An 18,076-nucleotide genomic window follows, 5' to 3' on the forward strand; every position below is an offset into this window, starting at 1 on the left:
CCGCAAGGGTGGCACGAATTACAGCCTGTCGGCCTTCATCGAAAAGATCGGCTCGTGCGCCTGGTAGGCTGCCATTTTATCGAGCAGCGCCTCAATCGAGTCGGCATGGACCAGGATGTCGGCATGTTGCAGGCGGATGAAGCCGGTGTCGATCATATGCCGGTTAAAGGCGATGAGCTGGTCATAGAAGCTCGACACATTCAACAGGCCAACGGGCTTGGCATGATAGCCAAGTTGCGCCCAGCTGATCGCCTCCCATAACTCATCCATGGTGCCAACGCCGCCGGGGAGTGTGATAAAGCCATCGGACAGATCGGTGAACAGTGCCTTGCGCTGATGCATGGTCTGGACGACATGAAGCTCGGTGCAGCCCTGATGCGCGACCTCAGCCTGTACCAGGGCTTCCGGAATGACGCCTATTACCTCGCCTCCCGCCTCGAGCGCGGCATCGGCCACCGCGCCCATTAAACCCAGCCGTCCGCCGCCATAGACGACCCCAATGCCGCGCTCAGCAAGCGTGCGGCCAACTTGGCGAGCGGATTCCACATAGACCGGATCAGCAGGCAAAGCCGATCCGCAATAGACGGCCAGCCGCTTCACAGCAGGTCTTCGAGCATCAGCGCGGCGGTCGCCTTGGCGCTACCGACGACGCCAGGGATGCCGGCCCCCGGATGAGTACCGGCACCGGTGAGATAGAGATTCGGGATCACGTCATCGCGGTTATGGGCGCGGAACCAGGCGCTTTGCGTCAACAGCGGTTCAAGGCTGAAGGCGCTGCCCAGATGCGCGGACAGGTCGCTCTGGAAATCGGGCGGCGCATAGTGGAATTGCGTGACTATGCGAGAGCGGATGTCGGGGATGAGGCGATGTTCGATCTCGTCAAGGATGCGCTCCGCATAGGCGGGGCCAAACTGCTTCCAATCGATCGGCAGCTTGCCCATGTGCGGCACGGGCGCAAGGGCGTAGAAAGTCGAATGCCCGTCCGGCGCCATCGACGGATCGGTGACGGTCGGGTGGTGCAGGTAGAGCGAGAAATCCTGCGGCAGCACGCCGTGATCATAGATGTCGGTCAGCAGCCCTTCATAGCGCGGACCGAACAGGATCATATGGTGGGGAATGCCGGGCCAGCTGCCCTTGATGCCGAAATGCAGCACGAAAAGGCTGGGGGACCAGCGCTTTCTCGCGAGGCTCTCCGCCTGCTTCTGCCCCCTTGGGTGATGGCCGAGAAGGTCCCGATAGCTATGCATGAGGTCGCCGTTCGTGGCGACCGCATCGGCCTCTCCCCGCCAACCCGACGCGGTCGAAACCCCAACGGCGCGATCGCCATGGGTCTCGATGCGCACGACGGGGTCGGCGAGGCGCAGCGTGCCGCCAAGCCGTTCGAAATGCGTTGCCATGCCCTGCACCAGGCGGTTCGTGCCGCCCTTGGCGAACCAGACGCCGCCATCCTTTTCCAGCTTGTGAATCAGCGCATAGATCGCGCTGGTCTGCATCGGATTGCCGCCGACCAGAAGCGTGTGGAAGGACAGCGCCTGCCGCAGCCTTTCGTCCTTCACATAGGAAGAGACGATCGAATAGACCGAACGCCATGCTTGGTGTTTCGCCAGCGCTGGGGCAGCGCGAATCATGGAGGCGAAGTCGAGGAAAGCCACCGAGCCGAGCTTGCGATAGCCTTCCTCATACACGCCGTCAGCATAGTCGAGAAAGCGCTGATACCCGGCGACATCCTGCGGGTTCAGCTTCGCGATTTGCGCTCGCAGGCTGTTTTCGTCGTTGGAATAATCGAAGTTCGTGCCGTCGCGCCAGTTCAGCCGGTAAAAGGGCGTGACCGGCACCAGGCTGACGTCTTCCGCCATGTCGTGGCCGGACAGGCGCCAGAGCTCTGCAAGGCAATCTGGATCGGTGATGACGGTCGGGCCTGCGTCGAAGACGAAGCCGTCCTTCTCCCACATATAGGCGCGCCCGCCAGGACGGTCCCGCGCTTCCACTAGCGTGGTGTCGATGCCCGCCGATTGCAGACGGATCGCAAGAGCAAGGCCGCCAAAGCCCGCCCCGATAACTATCGATTTGCGGTTCATCAGGCGGAGGGGGTCAACAATGCGCGCATGGCGCTCCTTATGGGCACCGGCGGGCGTCCACACAAGATGCGGATGCGATCGGCCCAAGTTGATCGGCCACCGTAGAAGCGACCGACCAGATGGGGATTGAGGCGATAGAAACGCTCGAAGATGCGCCATCGCTGATCCGGCCGGGCAGCGCGGAAGAGCATCTTGCCGAGCAGTCGGTAATATCCGCCCGCCTTCCAATGCGCCTTGGCGCGGGCGTGGGTGGCGGCGGCAAGGTCTTCGAGCGGCTGGTCGGCGAGCCAGAGCGCGGTGGCGACAGCGTCAGGGAGCGAATAGCCGGTCATCGGGTGGAACAATGCGGCGCGTACCCCGGCGCGGGCAATGCCATCCTCCGCTGGCCAGAAGCGATCGAAGTTGCCGCCATGGACTACGGGAAGGACGCCGCTTTCCTGATGGATGACCTCTTCGACCTGCCAGCCTTGCTCTTCCGCGTAGACGGCAATCCGGCCAGTGAGCGCCGGGACATCGAGCGCGGGGTCGTCGCTATAATAGGTGTCCTCGATGAAGAGGGTGCGATCATCGAAGGGGAGCAGATAGATGAAGCGGTAGCCGTCGATCTGCGCAACGGTCGCGTCCATGATCACCGGGCGTTCCAGGCCGTGTGGATGGTTGAGGCGAAGGGCCTGTCCGACGAACTTTTGCCAGCCGCACTCCAGCGCCGACATATCGCCGCCGCCGCGAGTATCTAGGACAGCGCGGGCCTGGATATGGCAACCGTCGCCAAGGGTCACGCTGGTCGGCGTAATGTGGATGACGTCGGCGTTGAGCAGGACGCGATCGCCGAGCAATTGGTTGGCGTGGGCGTCGAGTTGGGCGGAGGCGATGCTGTTATAGGCGGTGGGGAGGCGACGCTGGTAGGCGGGGAAGCGGACATCGTGGCCCTGGGGCCAGCGATGGGTGATGAGCGGGTCGACCAGCCAGCGATCGGCGGGGCGGACATCGCCGTCGAAGAAGGACCAGAGATGGTTGCCGCCCAGCGATTGGCCGCGTTCGATCAGGCGCAGGTCGATGTCGGGGCGGAGTCGGGCAAAGGCGAGAGCTGTCAGAGTGCCGGAAAGGCCGCCGCCCAGAATCGCGAGGTCGCAGTCGAACGTCTTGGCCATGCTGTCCTGTTAGGGAGGGCGAATTAATGAAGCAATTGGCGAAAAGAACGGGGTTTGACGAAAATGGCCGCATAGGATAGGGGGGTATCCTATGCATGTGATCGAAAACAGGGACAAGCTGCTGGCGCGGGTGCGGCGCATTGCGGGGCAGGTCGGCGCGATCGAGCGGCAGCTGGGTGGAGATGCAGGCTGTTCGGAGACGTTGCAGCTGGTCGCTTCGGTGCGCGGCGCGGTCGGTAGCCTGATGGAGGAGCTGATCGAGCAGCATATGCGCGACCATGTCGCCCGCCCCGGCCTGACCGATGAAGAGCGGCAGGCGGCGGCGGAAGAAATGCTGGAGCTGATCCGGCGGTATGGGAAATGACGATGCACGGCCACAGCCACGATCATGACGCAGCAAAGGCCCAAAACGAGATGCTGCCCCCCTTCCCCACCAATGGGGATGACGAGGAAAGCCATTATTTCGACCATATTTACCTGAGCGCAGGGCATGACCAGAATGCCCGGCGGACGATGTGGGTCGTGTGGCTGACCGCCGCGACGATGGTGGTCGAGATCGCCTTTGGCTGGATCACCGGATCGATGGCCCTGCTGGCCGACGGGTTCCACATGGCGACCCATGCTGGCGCGCTGGCCGTGGCGGCGGCGGCCTATGGCTATGCGCGGCGTCATGCCCGCAACCCGCGCTTTACCTTTGGGACGGGGAAGGTCGGCGACCTTTCGGGCTTTGCATCCGCCCTGCTGCTGGGCGTCACGGCGCTGTTCATCCTGGTCGAATCGGTGCTGCGCTTCTTTGAGCCGGTATCGGTGAAATTTGGCGAGGCGACATTGGTCGCGGTCATTGGCCTTGCCATCAACCTGATCAGTGCGCTGCTGCTGGGGCATGATCATAGCCATGATCATCACGGACATACCCATGATGATCACGATCATGGACATGACCATAAGAAGGGTCATGCCGACAATAATCTGCGCGCCGCCTATGTGCATGTGCTGACCGACGCGCTGACATCCGTGCTGGCGATCGCGGCGCTGCTCGCCGGGCGCTATATGGGCTGGTGGTGGCTCGACCCGGCGGTGGGCATATTGGGCGCGGTGGTTATCGCGCGCTGGGCATGGGGGTTGATGAAGGACACCTCGGCCATCCTGCTGGACACCGCTGAACCCGTCCTGATGAAGCGGATCAAGACGCTGGTGGAGGCAGAGGGCGCGATCATCCATGACCTGCATGTCTGGCGGATCGGGCCGCATGCCCATGCCGCGATCATCAGCCTGGCGCCGGGCGGCGATGTGGCCGCCGTGCGCCAGCGGGTGCGCGCGCTACCACGGATGGAGCATGTCACGGTCGAGTGCGGTTGAATGCAGGTTTCCATTCAGGCTGAACGGAAATGTCTTTGCGACCAATGGCCTGTTGCTGAACGATAAGTGACGGGCATGTTCAGGAAGCACTCATGGGCGGCCTCGCATATCGATCCCATAAGGATCAGTGGAGGCATGCCATGTTGAGCAAGTTCATCATTTCTCTTTCCGTTGCCAGTGCCGCCATCGCGGGCGCTGCCGCCTCGCCCGCCTTTGCGCAGAGCAGCTATCGCTATAGCGAGCGCTATGAAGGGGACGACGGCAGCTATTATCGCAGCGAAACCTATGAGCGGGACGATCGGGATTATGATCGCGGCTATCGCTATCGCGATTATGACCGGCGGCCGGTGGAATATCGGGAATATCGCGAGGACCATTATCGCGAGGCGCCCCGCCGCTATCGGGCGCGGGCCTATGATGATGGCTGTTCGTCCGGGACGACCGGCGCCGTGGTCGGCGGCGTATTGGGCGGCTTGCTGGGTCGGGAGATTGGTCGTGGCGGACGGTGGAACAGGCCGAGCACGACTGGCCTGATCCTGGGCGCTGGCGCTGGCGCGTTGGCAGGCCGCGAGGTGGAGCGCGGGGATTGCCGGTAAGATAAGTGGGCGGCGTGTCGCGGGAGTGATGCGCCGTTTTTTTGTCTGACTTAGGCGGCTTGCGCTAATGTTCGGCTGTGGGGCCTGAGATCCCAGCGTTCGCTGGGATGACGATTAAAAATACGTCGGTGGTTCGCTGTCATTTAAGCGAAAGATATTTGTCACTGAACTGTCACTGAAAAATCATAATTCGCCCCTCGATCGAAACAGGGGAAATTTTCGTGACAGGGTCAAAGATGAAAAGCATGGCTCTTGCCGTGAGCCTGCTGGCGTTGATGCCGGAAGTGGCGCAGGCGCAAAGCAATGAAGCGTTGCAGCGTCAGATCGACGAGTTGAAGGCGCAGATTCAGGCGCTGACGAGTGCGCTTGCCGCCAATAAGGGCAGTGCCGAAGTCGCGAGCGCGAACGCGTCGGCCGCGCCTGCTCCTGTCACGGGCTCGGCGACGGCCCCTGTGGTTCTTGCCGCTGCGCCCGCGCAGCCGGTCGTGACTCAGGCATCTGCGCCGGAAAGGAAGTCGAAGGCCTGGTATGAGCGGCTGTCGCTGCGCGGCTATACCCAGATGCGCTATAATGCGTTTCTGTCGGGCGACGACACCGCACCGGCAGGCCAGTCGCGCCTGCGGTCGGTGCATGACAGCGGAATTTCCGACAAGAGCAGCTTCTCGCTCCGCCGGACGCGCCTTGTCGTTCAGGGCGACATTTCCGATCGCGTGTCGCTCTACCTTCAGTCCGATTTCTCCGCTGCCGTAAACAATCAGGCGGGCAGTGAGCGGCGGGAAGGTTTTGTACAGCTGCGCGACGCCTATGCTGACGTGTTCCTGGACAAGGCCAAGACATTCCGCGTGCGCCTGGGCCAGTCCAAGGTGCCCTATGGCTGGGAGAATATGCAATCGTCCTCCAACCGCCTGACACTGGATCGCAGCGACGCGATCAACAGCGCCGTGCCGGGCGAGCGCGACTTGGGCATCGTCGGCTATTACACGCCGCCTTCGGTCCAGAAGATCTGGGACCGGCTGGGGCATGACGGGCAGAAGCTGTTCGGCAATTATGGTGCGTTCGGTCTGGGCGTCTTTAATGGTCAGGGCATCAACAAGACCGAGCAGAATCGCGGGCTGATGAAGGTTGCCTTTGCAACCTGGCCGTTCGAACTGGATGGTCTGGGCGGCATGTTCGAGGATCAGGTCTTCGAAATCGGCGGGTCGGCGATGATGAACGACTACCAGCCGGAAGTGCGCAACGGATCGGCGGTCGCGATCAGTGAGCAATCCTATGACGATGATCGTGTCGGCATCCATGCGATGCTCTATCCCCAGCCCTTCGGCATTCAGGCGGAATGGAATTGGGGCAAGGGGCCGGAGTTCGACCGGGTAAGCCAGTCGATCGAAAAGAAGAAGCTGAACGGCGGCTATGTCCAGATGATGTATCGCATTCCCGCCGATACGGTCGGTGTGCTGATGCCTTACGGGCGGTGGCAGCATTATCGGGGCGGGTGGAAGGCCGGGACGAACGCCCCCCGACTGGAAACCGACGAGCTGGAATTGGGGCTGGAATGGCAGCCGTGGAAGGCGCTGGAGATCACGCTAGCCTATGCGCGGATGAAGCGGGCCGAGGCGGATGAGCGGCGCATGGGCCGCGCCACGGGTGATCTGATCCGTACGCAGGTGCAGTGGAATTATTGATCGGTTTGCGGGCTAGGCGGTTAGAGAAGTGCCTTTAATCTGAATCGCTCAACCCGTTCGGGCTGAGCTTGTCGAAGCCTTCTCTTCCTGAAAAGAAGTAGAGCCCTTCGACAAGCTCAGGGCGAACGGTATTGAGGTGTTGCTGATTTAACTAGCCTTCGCCGATCGCCTGTCCTGCCGCCCAGCCGCTGGCCCATGCCCATTGGAAATTATAGCCGCCTAGCCAGCCGGTGACATCGACTGCTTCGCCGATCGCATAAAGGCCGGGCATGCGGCGCGCCTCCATCGTGCGGGAGGAGAGGTCTGCGGTCGAGATTCCGCCGATCGTGACTTCCGCCTTGGCGAAGCCTTCGGTGCCGTTGGGGGCGAAGGACCAGGCGGCGAGGCGGCGCTGCACCTCTTCCAGCTTGCGGTCGGCGATGTTGCCGAGATCGCCGGAGAGCGCGAGGCGATCGGCCAGGGCGTCTGCGAGGCGGTCGGGAAGATGGGCACGCAACAGGCTGACGAGCGAGGCGCGGGGCTTGCTGCGCTTGGCTTCCGTCAGCCAGTTCGCGGGCATGTCGGGCAGGAAGTCCAGGGCGATTTCGCGGCCATGACGCCAATAGGAGGATATTTGCAGGATCGCCGGGCCGGACAGGCCGCGATGGGTGAGGAGCGCGGCTTCGCGGAAGGCGGTCTTGCCGTGGCGGGCGATAACGGGGGTCGAAACGCCGGAGAGCGAGCGGAAGAGCATGTCTTCGCCGCCGAGGGTCAGCGGGACGAGTGCCGGGCGCGGCTCCACCACCTTGAGGCCGAACTGGCGGGCGAGGTCATAGGCAAATCCGGTCGCACCCATTTGCGGGATGGACGGGCCGCCGGTGGCGATCACCAGCGCCGGGGCTTGTACAGTCTGGTTGCCATGGGTCACGCTATATTGGCCATCGGCGTGGGTGATCGCGCCGAGGGCGTGGCCGAGGCGGATGGTGACGCCGCCTGCCTCACATTCGGCGAGCAGCATGGCGACGATCTGGCGCGCGGACTGGTCGCAGAAAAGCTGGCCCAGCGTCTTTTCATGCCAAGCGATGCCGTGACGTTCGACCAGCGCGAGGAAGTCAGACGGGGTGTAACGGCCCAGCGCGGACTTGGCGAAATGCGGGTTGGCCGAGAGATAGCGGTCGGGCGCGGTGTGGATGTTGGTGAAATTGCAGCGGCCGCCGCCCGAGATCAGGATCTTCTTTCCGGGCCGGTCGGCGTGATCGAGGACGAGAACGCGTTTGCCGCGCTGCCCCGCCGCCGCCGCGCACATGAGGCCCGCTCCGCCAGCGCCGAGGACGATGGCGTCAAATTGATCGGCTGTGGTGGACAAGATCAGCCTGCGGAGAGCGCGTCCATGATCTGGCGGATGGGGGTGAGGTCATAGCCTGCCGCTTCCGCCTTTTCGCTGAGCGCTGCGGGGTGCTCACCGGCGCGGGCGCGGGTCAGTGCCCAAAGGAGTGTGCTGCGGGTGCCGGAGCGGCAATAGGCGAGGACCTTGCCATCGCCTGCTTGGCCCAGTGCCTCGGCCATTCCGTCGAGCTGCCAGGGGGCAAAGCCGCCGTGGGCGACGGGGACGGCGGCGTAAGCGAGGCCTGCTGCTTTGGCGGCGGCTTCGATTTCCGCGCCGTTGGTCTGGCCCGGTTCCTCATCATCGGGGCGGTTGTTGATGATGATGGTCACGCCCAAGGCCTTGGCTTCCTCGACCTGATCGACGCTGATCTGGGGGGAGACGTAGAGGTTGGGGGTGATCTGACGGAACATGGGGCGGGACTCCTTCTGCCGCGAGCCATGCGCTTGTGGGGGGCGGGATTCAAGGGGGTTTTGGGCGTGGAGGGGGCAATCCGCCCTTCCCCTCTCCAAGTCCCGGCCCTCTCCCCTGAAGGGGCGAGGATTTTTTAGAGGTAGGGGCGGATCGCGGCCAGGAAGGCGTCGCCATAGGCGTCCAGCTTGCGCTGGCCAATGCCGCTGATGTGGCCGAGTTCGGCGAGGGTCGCGGGGCGCTGCTCGGCCATTTCGCGTAAGGTGGAATCGTGGAAGATCACATAGGGGGGCACGCCCTGTTCCTGCGCCAGTTCGCGGCGGCAGACCCGCAGGGCGTCGAACAGCGGATCGCCGACCGGGTTTTCCGCCTTGGCATTGCGGGCGTTGCGGCGGCGCTCGCGGCGTGGGGGGAGGACCAGGCTAACCGCTTCTTCGCCGCGCAGGATCGGGCGGGCGGTGGGGCCGAGTTCGAGGCCGCCATGTTCGTTAGTTTGCAAAGCATCGTTTACGAGGAGAGCGCGGGACACTGGGCGGAGCAGTGCTGTCTCGTCTCCTGATACGATGCCGTATACGGAGATTTTGTCGTGACCGCGCTCGCGGATGCGGTCGGTGACGGCGCCGGTCAGCACTTGTTCGATATGGCCGACGCCGAAGCTCTGACCGGTGCGATAGACGGCCGAGAGGAATTTGCGGGCGGTTTCGGTGGCGTCGATGCTGGCGGGCGGACTGAGGCAATTATCGCAATTGCCGCAGCTGGCGGGGGGATGCTCGCCGAAATGGCGGAGCAGGATGGCGCGGCGGCAGGTGCCGGTTTCAACCAGGCCTCCGAGTGCGGTGATGCGGGTGCGCTCGCCCTGCTGGCGGGCGGGGTCGAGTTCGCCAATGCGCTGGCGGGCGCGGGCGAAGTCGTCGGCGCCCCAGAAGAGATGCGCCTCGGCTGGTTCGCCGTCGCGGCCTGCGCGGCCGGATTCCTGATAATAGCCTTCAATCGATTTGGGCAGCGCTGCGTGGGCGACGAAGCGGACGTCGGGTTTGTCGATGCCCATGCCGAACGCAATGGTCGCGACCATGACCATGTCTTCACTGGCGATGAAGGCGGCCTGGTTGGCGGCGCGGACGGATGGGTCTAGCCCCGCATGATAGGCGCGGGTCGGGCGGCCGGTGCGGGACAGGGTGTCGGCGAGCTTTTCGGTGGCCGCGCGGGTCGGGGCGTAGACGATGCCGGGGCCTTGGCTGGCGGAGATGAGGTCGGACAGCTGTCGCGGCAAGCCGTCGCGGGGGTGGACGGCGTAGCGGATGTTGGGCCGGTCGAACCCTGCGATGATGAGGCCTTCGCGCGGAATGCCGAGTTGGACCAGGATGTCGTCGCGGGTGTGGTGATCGGCGGTGGCGGTGAGCGCGAGGCGCGGGACGGTGGGGAACTCGTCCAGCAAGGGACGGAGCAGGCGGTAGTCGGGGCGGAAATCATGGCCCCATTCGGAGACGCAATGCGCTTCGTCTATGGCGAAGAGGGCGATCTTCGTGGCGCGGAGCAGGCTGCGGAAGCCTTCGCCGCTTGCGCGTTCGGGGGCGACGTAGAGCAGGTCGAGATCGCCGTTGCGGAGGCGGTCCTGGGTCTCGCGCCAGTCGGCATCGACGCTGGTCAGGCTGGCGGCGCGGATGCCGACCGCCTGGGCGGCGCGTAGCTGGTCGTGCATCAGCGCGATGAGCGGCGAGATGACGACGCAGCAGCCGTCGAGCGCGACTGCGGGTAGTTGGTAGCAGAGGGACTTGCCTGCGCCGGTGGGCATGATGGCGAGGGTTGGCTGGCCAGCCATGATGCGGCCGACGACCTGTTCCTGGACGCCTCGAAAGCCGGGGAAGCCGAAAATGTCGTGGAGGAGACTGGGGATGTCCGAACGCATCTGGCGGCTGTAGCGGGTTCGGCTGGGGAGGCAATATTTTGGGTTCACGCGGAGACACGGAGAAGGAAGAGCGCGAAATTTATGCGCGCAGAGGCGCAGAGGGCGCAGAGCTTTTTGAGGCGCTGCGCGCGGGGGGCATCCTAGTCGATTGGGTCGAGGAGGCAGCCCCAGCCTTTGCGGTAGCGGGCGGTGCGGGAGGCTAGCAGGGGGACGCTGGCTTCGACGCTGCGCGATTCGGGATCGTCGGAGAGGGTGACGAAGGTCATGCCGGGTTCCTTGTCATGCTTGCAGCTGTCCATCCCCCTTCCCTCCACATAGCGGCAGGAGCAGGTGACGCGCGCGCCGAAACCCGCGCCCACGGCCGCGCGGGCGCGCATTGCGCTCCAGTTCCATGCCAGCAGCAGGACGAGCAGCAGCGCGACGACGGCAAGCGCATAAATCCATTTCGGGCGTGCGGACATGCTCCCCTTTCCGATGAGCCGTGCTAAGGGCGCGGCTTATGAAGCTCGATCGGAAAAGCGTAAAGCCTGTTGGCATCGGCGTCGCCATTTTGTCGCTGCTGGCGCTGGCAGGCGGCCTCGCCGTGCGTGCAGCCGATCCGGAGACGACTTATGAGGTGTCGGCGGATGCAGGCGTCAATGAGGGGGATTTGCGGGCCGCGATCGATCCGCTGTTCGACGGCGATGAGGATGTGGGCGAGACCCGCGCGTTGATCGTCATGCACCGGGGCGAGATCGTGGCGGAACGCTATGCGCCCGGTTTCGGGCCGGAGACCAAGCTGCTTGGTTGGTCGATGGGCAAGAGCGTGACGGCGGTGCTGGTTGGCCTGATGGTCGCTGACGGGCGGCTGGCGCTGGATTCGCCGGTGCCGGTCGCGGCATGGGGTCAGCCGGGCGATCCACGCGGAAAGATTACGCTGCGGCAATTGCTCGCCATGACGTCAGGGCTGGATCATGTCGAGGATGACGAGCCGCTGGCCGAGGCGGACACGGTGCGTATGCTGTTCACCGACGGCGCGCAAGATATGAGCGCCTTTGCCGAAGCGAAGCCGCTGGCACATGCGCCGGGGTCGCGCTTTTCCTATTCGACCGGCAACACATTGATTCTGGGCGACCTGATGGCGCGGATGCTGACCAGCAATCCTGATCCCGATGTTCGGCGGCAGGCGATGCAGACATTCATCGATGGACGGCTGAAGATTCCGGCGGGGATCAAGAGCCTGACGGTGGAATATGACGCCGCTGGCACGATGATCGGCGGCAGTTTCCTGCATATGACGGCGCGCGATTATGCGCGTTTTGGAGAACTGCTGCGCAACCATGGGCGCGGGCCGAACGGACATCAGATCGTGCCGGAAAAATGGGTCGATTTCATGCGCACGCCTTCAGGGCGCAATGCTGCCTATGGCGCGCATCTCTGGCTGAACCGCGAAAGCGAGGAAAGCGTGCTGATGCCGGGGGATGCGCCGCGCAGCCTGTTTGGCTGTGTGGGACATGGGGGGCAATATATATTGGTGTCGCCGGGTCAGGCGCTGACGGTTGTACGGATCGGGGCTTCGCCGGAAAAGGAGCAGCGAACCGCGGTTAAGCGGGGGCTTGCGCGGTTGATGCGGCTGTTTTCTGCCTGAGGTAGCGTTCCGCCGGATGTTAATATGTCCGGTCACCTTGCTGGAGCTTCATGCCTTATATCAGCACTGCCTCGCTCCACCATTCGCCCTGAGCCTGTCGAGCCGAGGACGGCGAAGTCGGCGGCTTCATCTCTTAAAATGGAAGGGCTTCGACAAGCTCAGCCCGAACGGGGTTGGGTAATTTAGACAAAAGGCACGATGCTCCCGCCCTGCATCGTGACGACTGTTCTAAGCCCGCGCATCGGAAGTCCAGGTCAGCTAAGGCCGAAGCGTCGGATTAGTGTCGGCCAGCGGCGCCACGGGTTTTCTATGGGCCGATCGACCGGCCAAATGCGATGCACGTCGAGCATGTCGAAGCCTGACCGCCTTCCCTCGACCGTCACGCGCATGCCGAGATAGCGCCGCGCCGATCCGGGCACGTCGAGTTGCCACATGCCGCCGCCGTCGGTTTCCAATGCGTAACCCCATTGGCGGGCAAGCAATATTCCGGTTTCCACATGCCATGTACCTTTGGGCATCGCGGTTTACCCCGGTAGCCGTCGGCGGTGTGCCCCAGTAGCGCCACCTAACATCGACAGACGATCGAATATGGCACGTTTGAGCAGCGGGGACGAGTGGATGAGATGTTGCAGTTCGCGAATAGCGCCATCGACCACGCCCTTGTCATAATCACTGACCGTCCAGCGGCGCGTGGACGGGGACGTTGGATCGACGAAGAAGCATATCGTTTCCTGTTCGCCCGTCAGAAGCTGAACATGATGTTGCCTTAGCCGCTCGATCAGCATGTCAGCGACATAGTGTTCCCATTTCATATTCATGCCCGTCCTTCCAATCCTGGAATGTCATGTTCTGCCAGCACGGTGGCTGGAGCAAAAAAAGGGCGCGTCGAAATCGACGCGCCCAGTGCATGAGGAGGGTTGGATCAGAAACCGAAGCTGATGCCGCCGCGGACCTGAGCCAGGCTGTTGTGCCCACCGAAGCCGTAGCCGCCGGACAGGAACAGGTTGACGCGCTTGTTCACCGATGTGTCGATGCCCAGTTCGATCAGGCCGTGACCATCGGGATCGACGCCCTTCAGGTTGAAGGCATTGCCGCCGCCCACATATTGGACGGTGCGATCGCTGCCGATGTTACCCTGGAAGCTATACTGCACCTTGGCATAGGGGCGGTAAGCCACACCATCGACATCACCCAGCAGAGCCCCTGCCTTCACACCGATGACCGGCGAGAAGACCGTCTTCGACGCGTCATCGACGTTGAGACCGATGCCTGCGCCACCCTTTTCGGTGAAGCCGTTCATCGACCAGCGGCGAAGGGCCAGCTTACCGAAGGGCGTCACGACGAGACCGTTACCGGCCGCGAAGTCATAGCCCAGTTCAAGGCTGGCATCCCACTGCGAACCCTTGAAGTTGCCTTCGATCGTGCGGGCAAGCAGGGTCAGGTCGCGTTCGACTTCAAACTTCGAGAAGCCGTAGGCGAACTGGAAGCTGCCGTAGAAGGGGCCGAAGCCCTGCGTCGCATAGGCACCGATGGTGTAGGTGCGGACCTGCGCTTCTTCCGGCGAACCCTGAGCGGTTACGTCATGCTGACCGTAGCCGAAGCCGACACCGAAGGCGCCGTCTTCCTGATAAGCGACGTCGATACCGAAGGCGCCGCCATAGCTGTTGGTCTTGATCTTCGATGCGCCCGAGCGGGTGCCGCCCGTCTTGGCGAAGTTAGCCGAGGGGTTGAACCAGAGCTGGGTGCCCAGCGCCTCTCCATAACCGCGACGCGCCGCCAGACGGTTGACCGTGGTGTTGAAGACCGCGTTCTGATCCACCGCAGCAAGCGAACCGTAGATCTCCGCCGAGGAAAGCTCGTTGAAGACCTGCGCTGCTTGTGCGCTGTTCAGGCGCCAGTCGAGACCGGCCGCGATGTTGGCGATGTCCTGAGCGTTGGCGATCTCCGTGACCGAAGCAAAGCCGTTGCCACCAGCAGCGTCCGTCTTCACCCGGGCGATGACGTCAGCCAGAGCGCTGTCGAGGCCCACAGCGGCAGCAGCCGCGTTGGGGTTCGTCGCGCCGACAGCATAGCTGTTGCGGGTCGCTTCGATCGACACGGTCTTGGCGGTCGTGTCATGCTTCAGGCCGAAGGTCACGAACTGCGAGCTAAGCGAAGGGGTTGCAGTTGCCGTGACGTCGCCGGTTCCAGTGTAGGTGAACAGCGTGTAGCCATCGCCCGTGGAATAGAGGCTGTCCTTCGACACGGTCACCGCGACCTTGCCAGCGAGGTTCAGGTTCCCATCCACCGTCACAGATGACGGGGTCGAGAAGACACCGGCATTTTCGGGGGTGGTGAAGTAGGGAATGCCTACGCCGCCCGTGATCGGACCCAGGATTTCCGGAGCCGATCCGCCGTTGTTGACGTCAAGGCTGCCGAAGCGGACCAGCGAGGGGTTGACGCCTACGACCGTCGTGCCGTTGGCAGTCTGGGTGTAGTTGCCCTGCTGATAGACTTCGATGCCCTTGATGGCTTCAGGACCCGGCGTGACGATGCTGTTGCCGACCGTACGGATGAAGGTCGGTGCGCGGCGGCCGAGGACGAGGGTCGCATCATTGTTGATGTTGCCCTTGATTCCGAAGACCGCGTCGTCCGAAGCAACGTCCAGCTGGAGTTCGCCAGCCTGTACGTTGAGGTTGCCGACATCCATCGTCCAGGCAGCAGGCGAGGAGCCTTCAGCCGGAACATATTCGGCGCCCGTCACGACGAAGGTGCCAGCACCGGTCTTGTTGACGGTGTTGACGCCCAGCACGCGAACCGCAGTCGGGCTGAACAGACCTTCCGCCTCTTCCGGCAGGGTCGCGACTGGCGTGAAGTTCGACGTTGCGGTCGATCCGGCGATCTTGAGCTCGCTGGCGCCCAGGAAACCGCCGCCGTTCAGGTTGACGGTCGTGTTGGTCAGATACGCGCCGCTGTCGTCGCGCTGTGCGTCGATGTCGCCGAGCGTGATCGAGCCGTTGTTGAGGTTGATCGTGGCGTTGATGTCAGCCGTCTTGACGGCAGCTTCGCCACCTACGGTCAGGTTGAACGCGGCAGGATCGACCTGCGATGCGTTCAGCGGGACGCCCGATCCGGAAACCAACGACGTCAGTGCGGAAGCAACGTCGTCCTGCGTCGATACTGCACCCGTTACGGTGAAACCGCGCGAGATGCCGTTCTGATCGACCGTGTAGGTCTGAGCCGCAGGAGCAGCCGTGACGGTGACGGCGGTCGTGTTGACCGTCGCATCGACAGTGGCCGTGCCGCTGAACACAGATCCGCCGAGTGTCGCGTTGCCCGTCAGGATGCCGTTGTTCGTGACAGCGCCAGTGACGCCTTCCAGCTCGACGTCGCCGAAGGCGATGCCGTTGTTGGTGAAGCTGGCGTTGCCGCCTGCTGGAGCCGCCGTGACGTTTGCCGCGATCGTGCGGGTGCCAGCGTCGGTCGGGTTGGTGTCGGTGATCGTCGCGGTGCCGCCTGCATCCAACGCCGAGACGCTGAAGACATTGCCCGCGAACAGGGTGCCGAGCGAACCGTTGTTGACGAGCGAGGCAGAAGCCAGGCCTTCAACTTCGACATCGCCAAGAACAGTGCCGTTGTTCGTGACCGAAGCCGCGCCGCCGACAGGCTGACCGGTGAGCGTCGTCACGACGCTGACGGGGGTGAAGCCGTCAGCCGCATAGGTGGTGACGGTTTCTTCGCTGCTGTCGAAGGCCGAGCTGCTGGCGAACAGATTGCCGCCGGTGCCGAAGTTGGCATCGCCGATGACGCTGCCTTCGCCAATGGTGATCGACGCGCCATCCACACCCGAGGCGAAGATGTTGCCAGCAACGCTGGGCACACCCTGCTGCGAGGGAGCGTCCACGACGACCGAAGCCTGACCGCCTGCGGAGGTGAAGCTGTTGGTTTGCGTGCTGGTCGTCAGCGTATCGATGCCGCCAGTGACGCTATAATTGTCAACGCTCTCGCTGTTGGACAGGTCGGTGCCCGAAGAGGCGAAGACCGATCCACCAACCGAACCGGTGATGTTTGCGCTGGCGTTGCCGAAGGCCGAGGTGACGTTGCCATTGCCTTCGATGCGTCCGGCATTGTTGAGCGTGGCGTTGCCAGCAACAGCCGGAGCGGCTTGGGTCGAGGACGAGGTGACAACAGCCGTGCCATCCCCAGCGGCGTCTACCGTGCGCGTTGCGGAGGTAGCGAATGCCACGTCAGCAGGCGTGAAGGCGAAAGGTCCGGTCTGCACGGTGCTGACAGACACGTTGCCGCCCACTGCTGCATCCGCGCCGATGTCGGCAGAAGCCGAAGCGGTGCCCGCGACGTTGACGTTGCCGCCTACATTGGCAGCGCCCTGAAGTGCGACCGAAGCCGCGCCGCCGGTCTGGCTCTGGGTGAACTGGGTGCTGGCCGACGAGCTGGTTCCCTGCAGGACGCCAGCGTCATAGGTGTCGGTGCTTTCCGAGTTCGTCGTCACATTGATGGCGAAACCCTGGCTCGTCGAGGTGACGTTGCCCGAGATCTGGCCGCCGTTGACGTTGACCGCACTGCCTGCGTTGCCGGAGGAGAACACATCGCCGTTGCGGCCGGAATCGCCGGGGGCAACCGTTCCGCTGACGTTGACGGTGCTCGTACCGCCGGTGGTGGCGACATCGATCGTGTCGACGCTGGTGGCGACGACCGTGCCGGTGCCCGCGCCATCACGCGAGTCGGTTGCAACGTCCGTGCTTGCATCGGCCTGCGAGAAGCCCTGCGCGACGGACGACACATCGCCATAGACGCTGCCGCTGACCGTGGCCGTGCTGTTGGCGGCGGAGAATTGGCTGACGCTGCCATCATTGCCGGTGCCGAAGTTCAGCGAGCCGTTGATGCCCGCATAGGTGCCGGTCACATCGCCGCCGACGGTTTCGCTCGAGCTGCTCGACTGCGTGGTCGTGGTCGTTCCCGAAACGGTGACCGTGGGACCAGTGCTGGTCGATACCGTGCTGCCGCTCGACGCATTGGTCTGGCCGAGGACCTGGCCGTTGTTTGCAATGGTAATCGCGCCGGTGTCCGAATCGGCATCGACGTCGCCGCTGATGCGGCCAGCGGCGGCATTGGTGATCGAGATGGCGCCATCGGTGGTCGAGGCCAAGGCGCTGCCGCCGACCGAGCCGCTATTGGCCAGGGTGACAGAGCCAGTCGTTGCCGTGCCGACAAGGTCGCCATCGACGGAACCGTTGTTGGTGACGGAGACGTTCGCGGCATCAAGGGCTGAGCCGATCAGGCTGCCGCCGACTTCGCCCGCGGGACCGTTGACGAGCGCAACATCACCATAGGCCGAGCCGAACACGCTGCCGCCCACCGAACCGTTATTGGTGACCGAAGCCGTGCCGCCGAAGTCCGTTGCGCTGATGCCGCCCGTGACTTCGCCATTGTTGGTGGCGGTGAAGCTGTTCGCGGCGGCGGTGCTGCCGACGCCGCCAAAGGCGATGCCGGTGACCAGGCCATCGTTGGTCAGTGAAACAGCGCCATCGCCCTCGCCAGCCGCATAGCCGCCCGCGACGAAATCATAGCCGACGCTGCCGCCGCTGATGTCCGCGCCCGAGGCGATCGTTACCGTAAGGTCAGGGTTTGCAGGAGTGGTGATCGCGGCATCGATGCTGGCGTTCACCGCGGCGCTTGTACCCGCGCCGGTGGGCACGTTCACAGTTGCGGGAGCGGCTGAGGCTCCACTGGCGTTGGCGAGGAGCGCCATCGCCGGCATCGAGGCTGACAAGAGCAGCATCCGATGCAGTTTCGAGTTATTTCTCATTCTTTATTCCCCTAGTCATCGTGCAAAGCCGCAAAGCCAGACGGCGCAAGGGGACATCCGGGCCGGGACGACACCACCCGACCTGCCGCATCTAATATGC

Annotated in this window: 15 protein-coding genes; 5 read left to right on the forward strand and 10 right to left on the reverse strand. The window is 63.6% G+C overall.

Translation table 11 applies throughout. The annotated features are described in order from the left end of the window. Positions 1 to 18: 18 nt before the first annotated feature. The 3 genes from IZV00_RS11185 to crtY are packed head-to-tail and all read right to left on the reverse strand — an operon-like array spanning position 19 to position 3,229. Entirely contained in the window at positions 19 to 600 is a 582-nt protein-coding gene (locus IZV00_RS11185; protein ID WP_196224715.1) for a TIGR00730 family Rossman fold protein, read from the reverse strand. Next, entirely contained in the window at positions 597 to 2,078 is a 1,482-nt protein-coding gene (locus IZV00_RS11190; protein WP_196224716.1) for a phytoene desaturase, read from the reverse strand. The genes IZV00_RS11185 and IZV00_RS11190 overlap by 4 nt, the downstream gene beginning before the upstream one ends. Then, positions 2,078 to 3,229, reverse strand: coding sequence for a lycopene beta-cyclase CrtY (gene crtY, locus IZV00_RS11195; protein ID WP_196224717.1), 1,152 nt, complete (start codon positions 3,227 to 3,229; stop codon positions 2,078 to 2,080). Before crtY ends, IZV00_RS11190 begins: the two co-directional genes overlap by 1 nt. Positions 3,230 to 3,320: 91 nt before the next feature. On the opposite strand from crtY, the gene IZV00_RS11200 reads away from it, so the two are divergent. The 4 genes from IZV00_RS11200 (at position 3,321) to IZV00_RS11215 (ending at position 6,863) form a co-directional block, all read left to right on the forward strand. Beyond that, on the forward strand, positions 3,321 to 3,593 hold the full coding sequence (locus IZV00_RS11200) for a metal/formaldehyde-sensitive transcriptional repressor (protein ID WP_196224718.1): 273 nt from the start codon (positions 3,321 to 3,323) through the stop codon (positions 3,591 to 3,593). After that, positions 3,590 to 4,588: a CDF family Co(II)/Ni(II) efflux transporter DmeF gene (gene dmeF / locus IZV00_RS11205; protein WP_196224719.1), complete on the forward strand. Its 999-nt coding sequence runs from the start codon at positions 3,590 to 3,592 to the stop codon at positions 4,586 to 4,588. The genes IZV00_RS11200 and dmeF overlap by 4 nt, the downstream gene beginning before the upstream one ends. A 140-nt stretch (positions 4,589 to 4,728) precedes the next feature. Then, positions 4,729 to 5,184: a glycine zipper 2TM domain-containing protein gene (locus IZV00_RS11210; RefSeq protein WP_196224720.1), complete on the forward strand. Its 456-nt coding sequence runs from the start codon at positions 4,729 to 4,731 to the stop codon at positions 5,182 to 5,184. Positions 5,185 to 5,429: 245 nt separating this feature from the next. Beyond that, the gene (locus tag IZV00_RS11215) at positions 5,430 to 6,863 is read left to right on the forward strand and encodes a porin (RefSeq protein WP_196226625.1); all 1,434 of its coding nucleotides are present in this window, start codon (positions 5,430 to 5,432) and stop codon (positions 6,861 to 6,863) included. 151 nt (positions 6,864 to 7,014) lie between these two features. Here IZV00_RS11215 and IZV00_RS11220 read toward each other — a convergent pair whose 3' ends face one another. The 4 genes from IZV00_RS11220 to IZV00_RS11235 all read right to left on the reverse strand — a co-directional run bounded on the left by IZV00_RS11220 (position 7,015) and on the right by IZV00_RS11235 (position 11,004). Continuing rightward, positions 7,015 to 8,208 carry an NAD(P)/FAD-dependent oxidoreductase gene (locus IZV00_RS11220; RefSeq protein WP_196224721.1) on the reverse strand — a complete coding sequence of 398 codons (1,194 nt, stop codon included), beginning with the start codon at positions 8,206 to 8,208 and terminating at the stop codon, positions 7,015 to 7,017. Positions 8,209 to 8,210: 2 nt separating this feature from the next. After that, a complete protein-coding gene (locus IZV00_RS11225; protein WP_196224722.1) occupies positions 8,211 to 8,639 on the reverse strand; it encodes a TIGR01244 family sulfur transferase in 429 nt (142 codons plus the stop codon). Positions 8,640 to 8,773: 134 nt separating this feature from the next. Next, positions 8,774 to 10,543 carry a DNA helicase RecQ gene (gene recQ, locus IZV00_RS11230; protein WP_196224723.1) on the reverse strand — a complete coding sequence of 590 codons (1,770 nt, stop codon included), beginning with the start codon at positions 10,541 to 10,543 and terminating at the stop codon, positions 8,774 to 8,776. Positions 10,544 to 10,683: 140 nt separating this feature from the next. After that, complete coding sequence (locus IZV00_RS11235) at positions 10,684 to 11,004, reverse strand: hypothetical protein (protein ID WP_196224724.1); 321 nt, start codon at positions 11,002 to 11,004, stop codon at positions 10,684 to 10,686. Between the two features lie 38 nt (positions 11,005 to 11,042). Between IZV00_RS11235 and IZV00_RS11240 the strand changes: the two genes are divergently transcribed. After that, positions 11,043 to 12,170 carry a serine hydrolase domain-containing protein gene (locus IZV00_RS11240; protein ID WP_196224725.1) on the forward strand — a complete coding sequence of 376 codons (1,128 nt, stop codon included), beginning with the start codon at positions 11,043 to 11,045 and terminating at the stop codon, positions 12,168 to 12,170. A gap of 254 nt (positions 12,171 to 12,424) precedes the next feature. Here the strand turns inward: IZV00_RS11240 and IZV00_RS11245 are convergent, their stop codons facing one another. The 3 genes from IZV00_RS11245 to IZV00_RS11255 all read right to left on the reverse strand — a co-directional run bounded on the left by IZV00_RS11245 (position 12,425) and on the right by IZV00_RS11255 (position 17,940). Further along, the gene (locus tag IZV00_RS11245; protein WP_196224726.1) at positions 12,425 to 12,688 is read right to left on the reverse strand and encodes a DUF5818 domain-containing protein; all 264 of its coding nucleotides are present in this window, start codon (positions 12,686 to 12,688) and stop codon (positions 12,425 to 12,427) included. Between the two features lie 6 nt (positions 12,689 to 12,694). Further along, positions 12,695 to 12,982: a hypothetical protein gene (locus IZV00_RS11250; protein ID WP_196224727.1), complete on the reverse strand. Its 288-nt coding sequence runs from the start codon at positions 12,980 to 12,982 to the stop codon at positions 12,695 to 12,697. Between the two features lie 110 nt (positions 12,983 to 13,092). Next, entirely contained in the window at positions 13,093 to 17,940 is a 4,848-nt protein-coding gene (locus tag IZV00_RS11255) for an autotransporter domain-containing protein (RefSeq protein WP_230463187.1), read from the reverse strand. Positions 17,941 to 18,076 lie beyond the last annotated feature (136 nt).

Source organism: Sphingobium sp. Cam5-1 (genome assembly GCF_015693305.1).
Lineage (GTDB): Bacteria > Pseudomonadota > Alphaproteobacteria > Sphingomonadales > Sphingomonadaceae > Sphingobium.

Excerpts from the sequence above, each read along its gene's own strand:
- IZV00_RS11210 (WP_196224720.1), top strand. The coding sequence starts at position 4,729 with ATGTTGAGCAAGTTCATCATTTCTCTTTCCGTTGCCAGTGCCGCCATC.
- dmeF (WP_196224719.1), top strand. The coding sequence starts at position 3,590 with ATGACGATGCACGGCCACAGCCACGATCATGACGCAGCAAAGGCCCAA.
- IZV00_RS11250 (WP_196224727.1), bottom strand. The coding sequence starts at position 12,982 with ATGAAATGGGAACACTATGTCGCTGACATGCTGATCGAGCGGCTAAGG.
- recQ (WP_196224723.1), bottom strand. The coding sequence starts at position 10,543 with ATGCGTTCGGACATCCCCAGTCTCCTCCACGACATTTTCGGCTTCCCC.
- IZV00_RS11235 (WP_196224724.1), bottom strand. The coding sequence starts at position 11,004 with ATGTCCGCACGCCCGAAATGGATTTATGCGCTTGCCGTCGTCGCGCTG.
- IZV00_RS11245 (WP_196224726.1), bottom strand. The coding sequence starts at position 12,688 with ATGCCCAAAGGTACATGGCATGTGGAAACCGGAATATTGCTTGCCCGC.
- IZV00_RS11190 (WP_196224716.1), bottom strand. The coding sequence starts at position 2,078 with ATGAACCGCAAATCGATAGTTATCGGGGCGGGCTTTGGCGGCCTTGCT.
- IZV00_RS11225 (WP_196224722.1), bottom strand. The coding sequence starts at position 8,639 with ATGTTCCGTCAGATCACCCCCAACCTCTACGTCTCCCCCCAGATCAGC.
- IZV00_RS11200 (WP_196224718.1), top strand. The coding sequence starts at position 3,321 with ATGCATGTGATCGAAAACAGGGACAAGCTGCTGGCGCGGGTGCGGCGC.
- IZV00_RS11240 (WP_196224725.1), top strand. The coding sequence starts at position 11,043 with ATGAAGCTCGATCGGAAAAGCGTAAAGCCTGTTGGCATCGGCGTCGCC.
- IZV00_RS11215 (WP_196226625.1), top strand. The coding sequence starts at position 5,430 with ATGGCTCTTGCCGTGAGCCTGCTGGCGTTGATGCCGGAAGTGGCGCAG.
- crtY (WP_196224717.1), bottom strand. The coding sequence starts at position 3,229 with ATGGCCAAGACGTTCGACTGCGACCTCGCGATTCTGGGCGGCGGCCTT.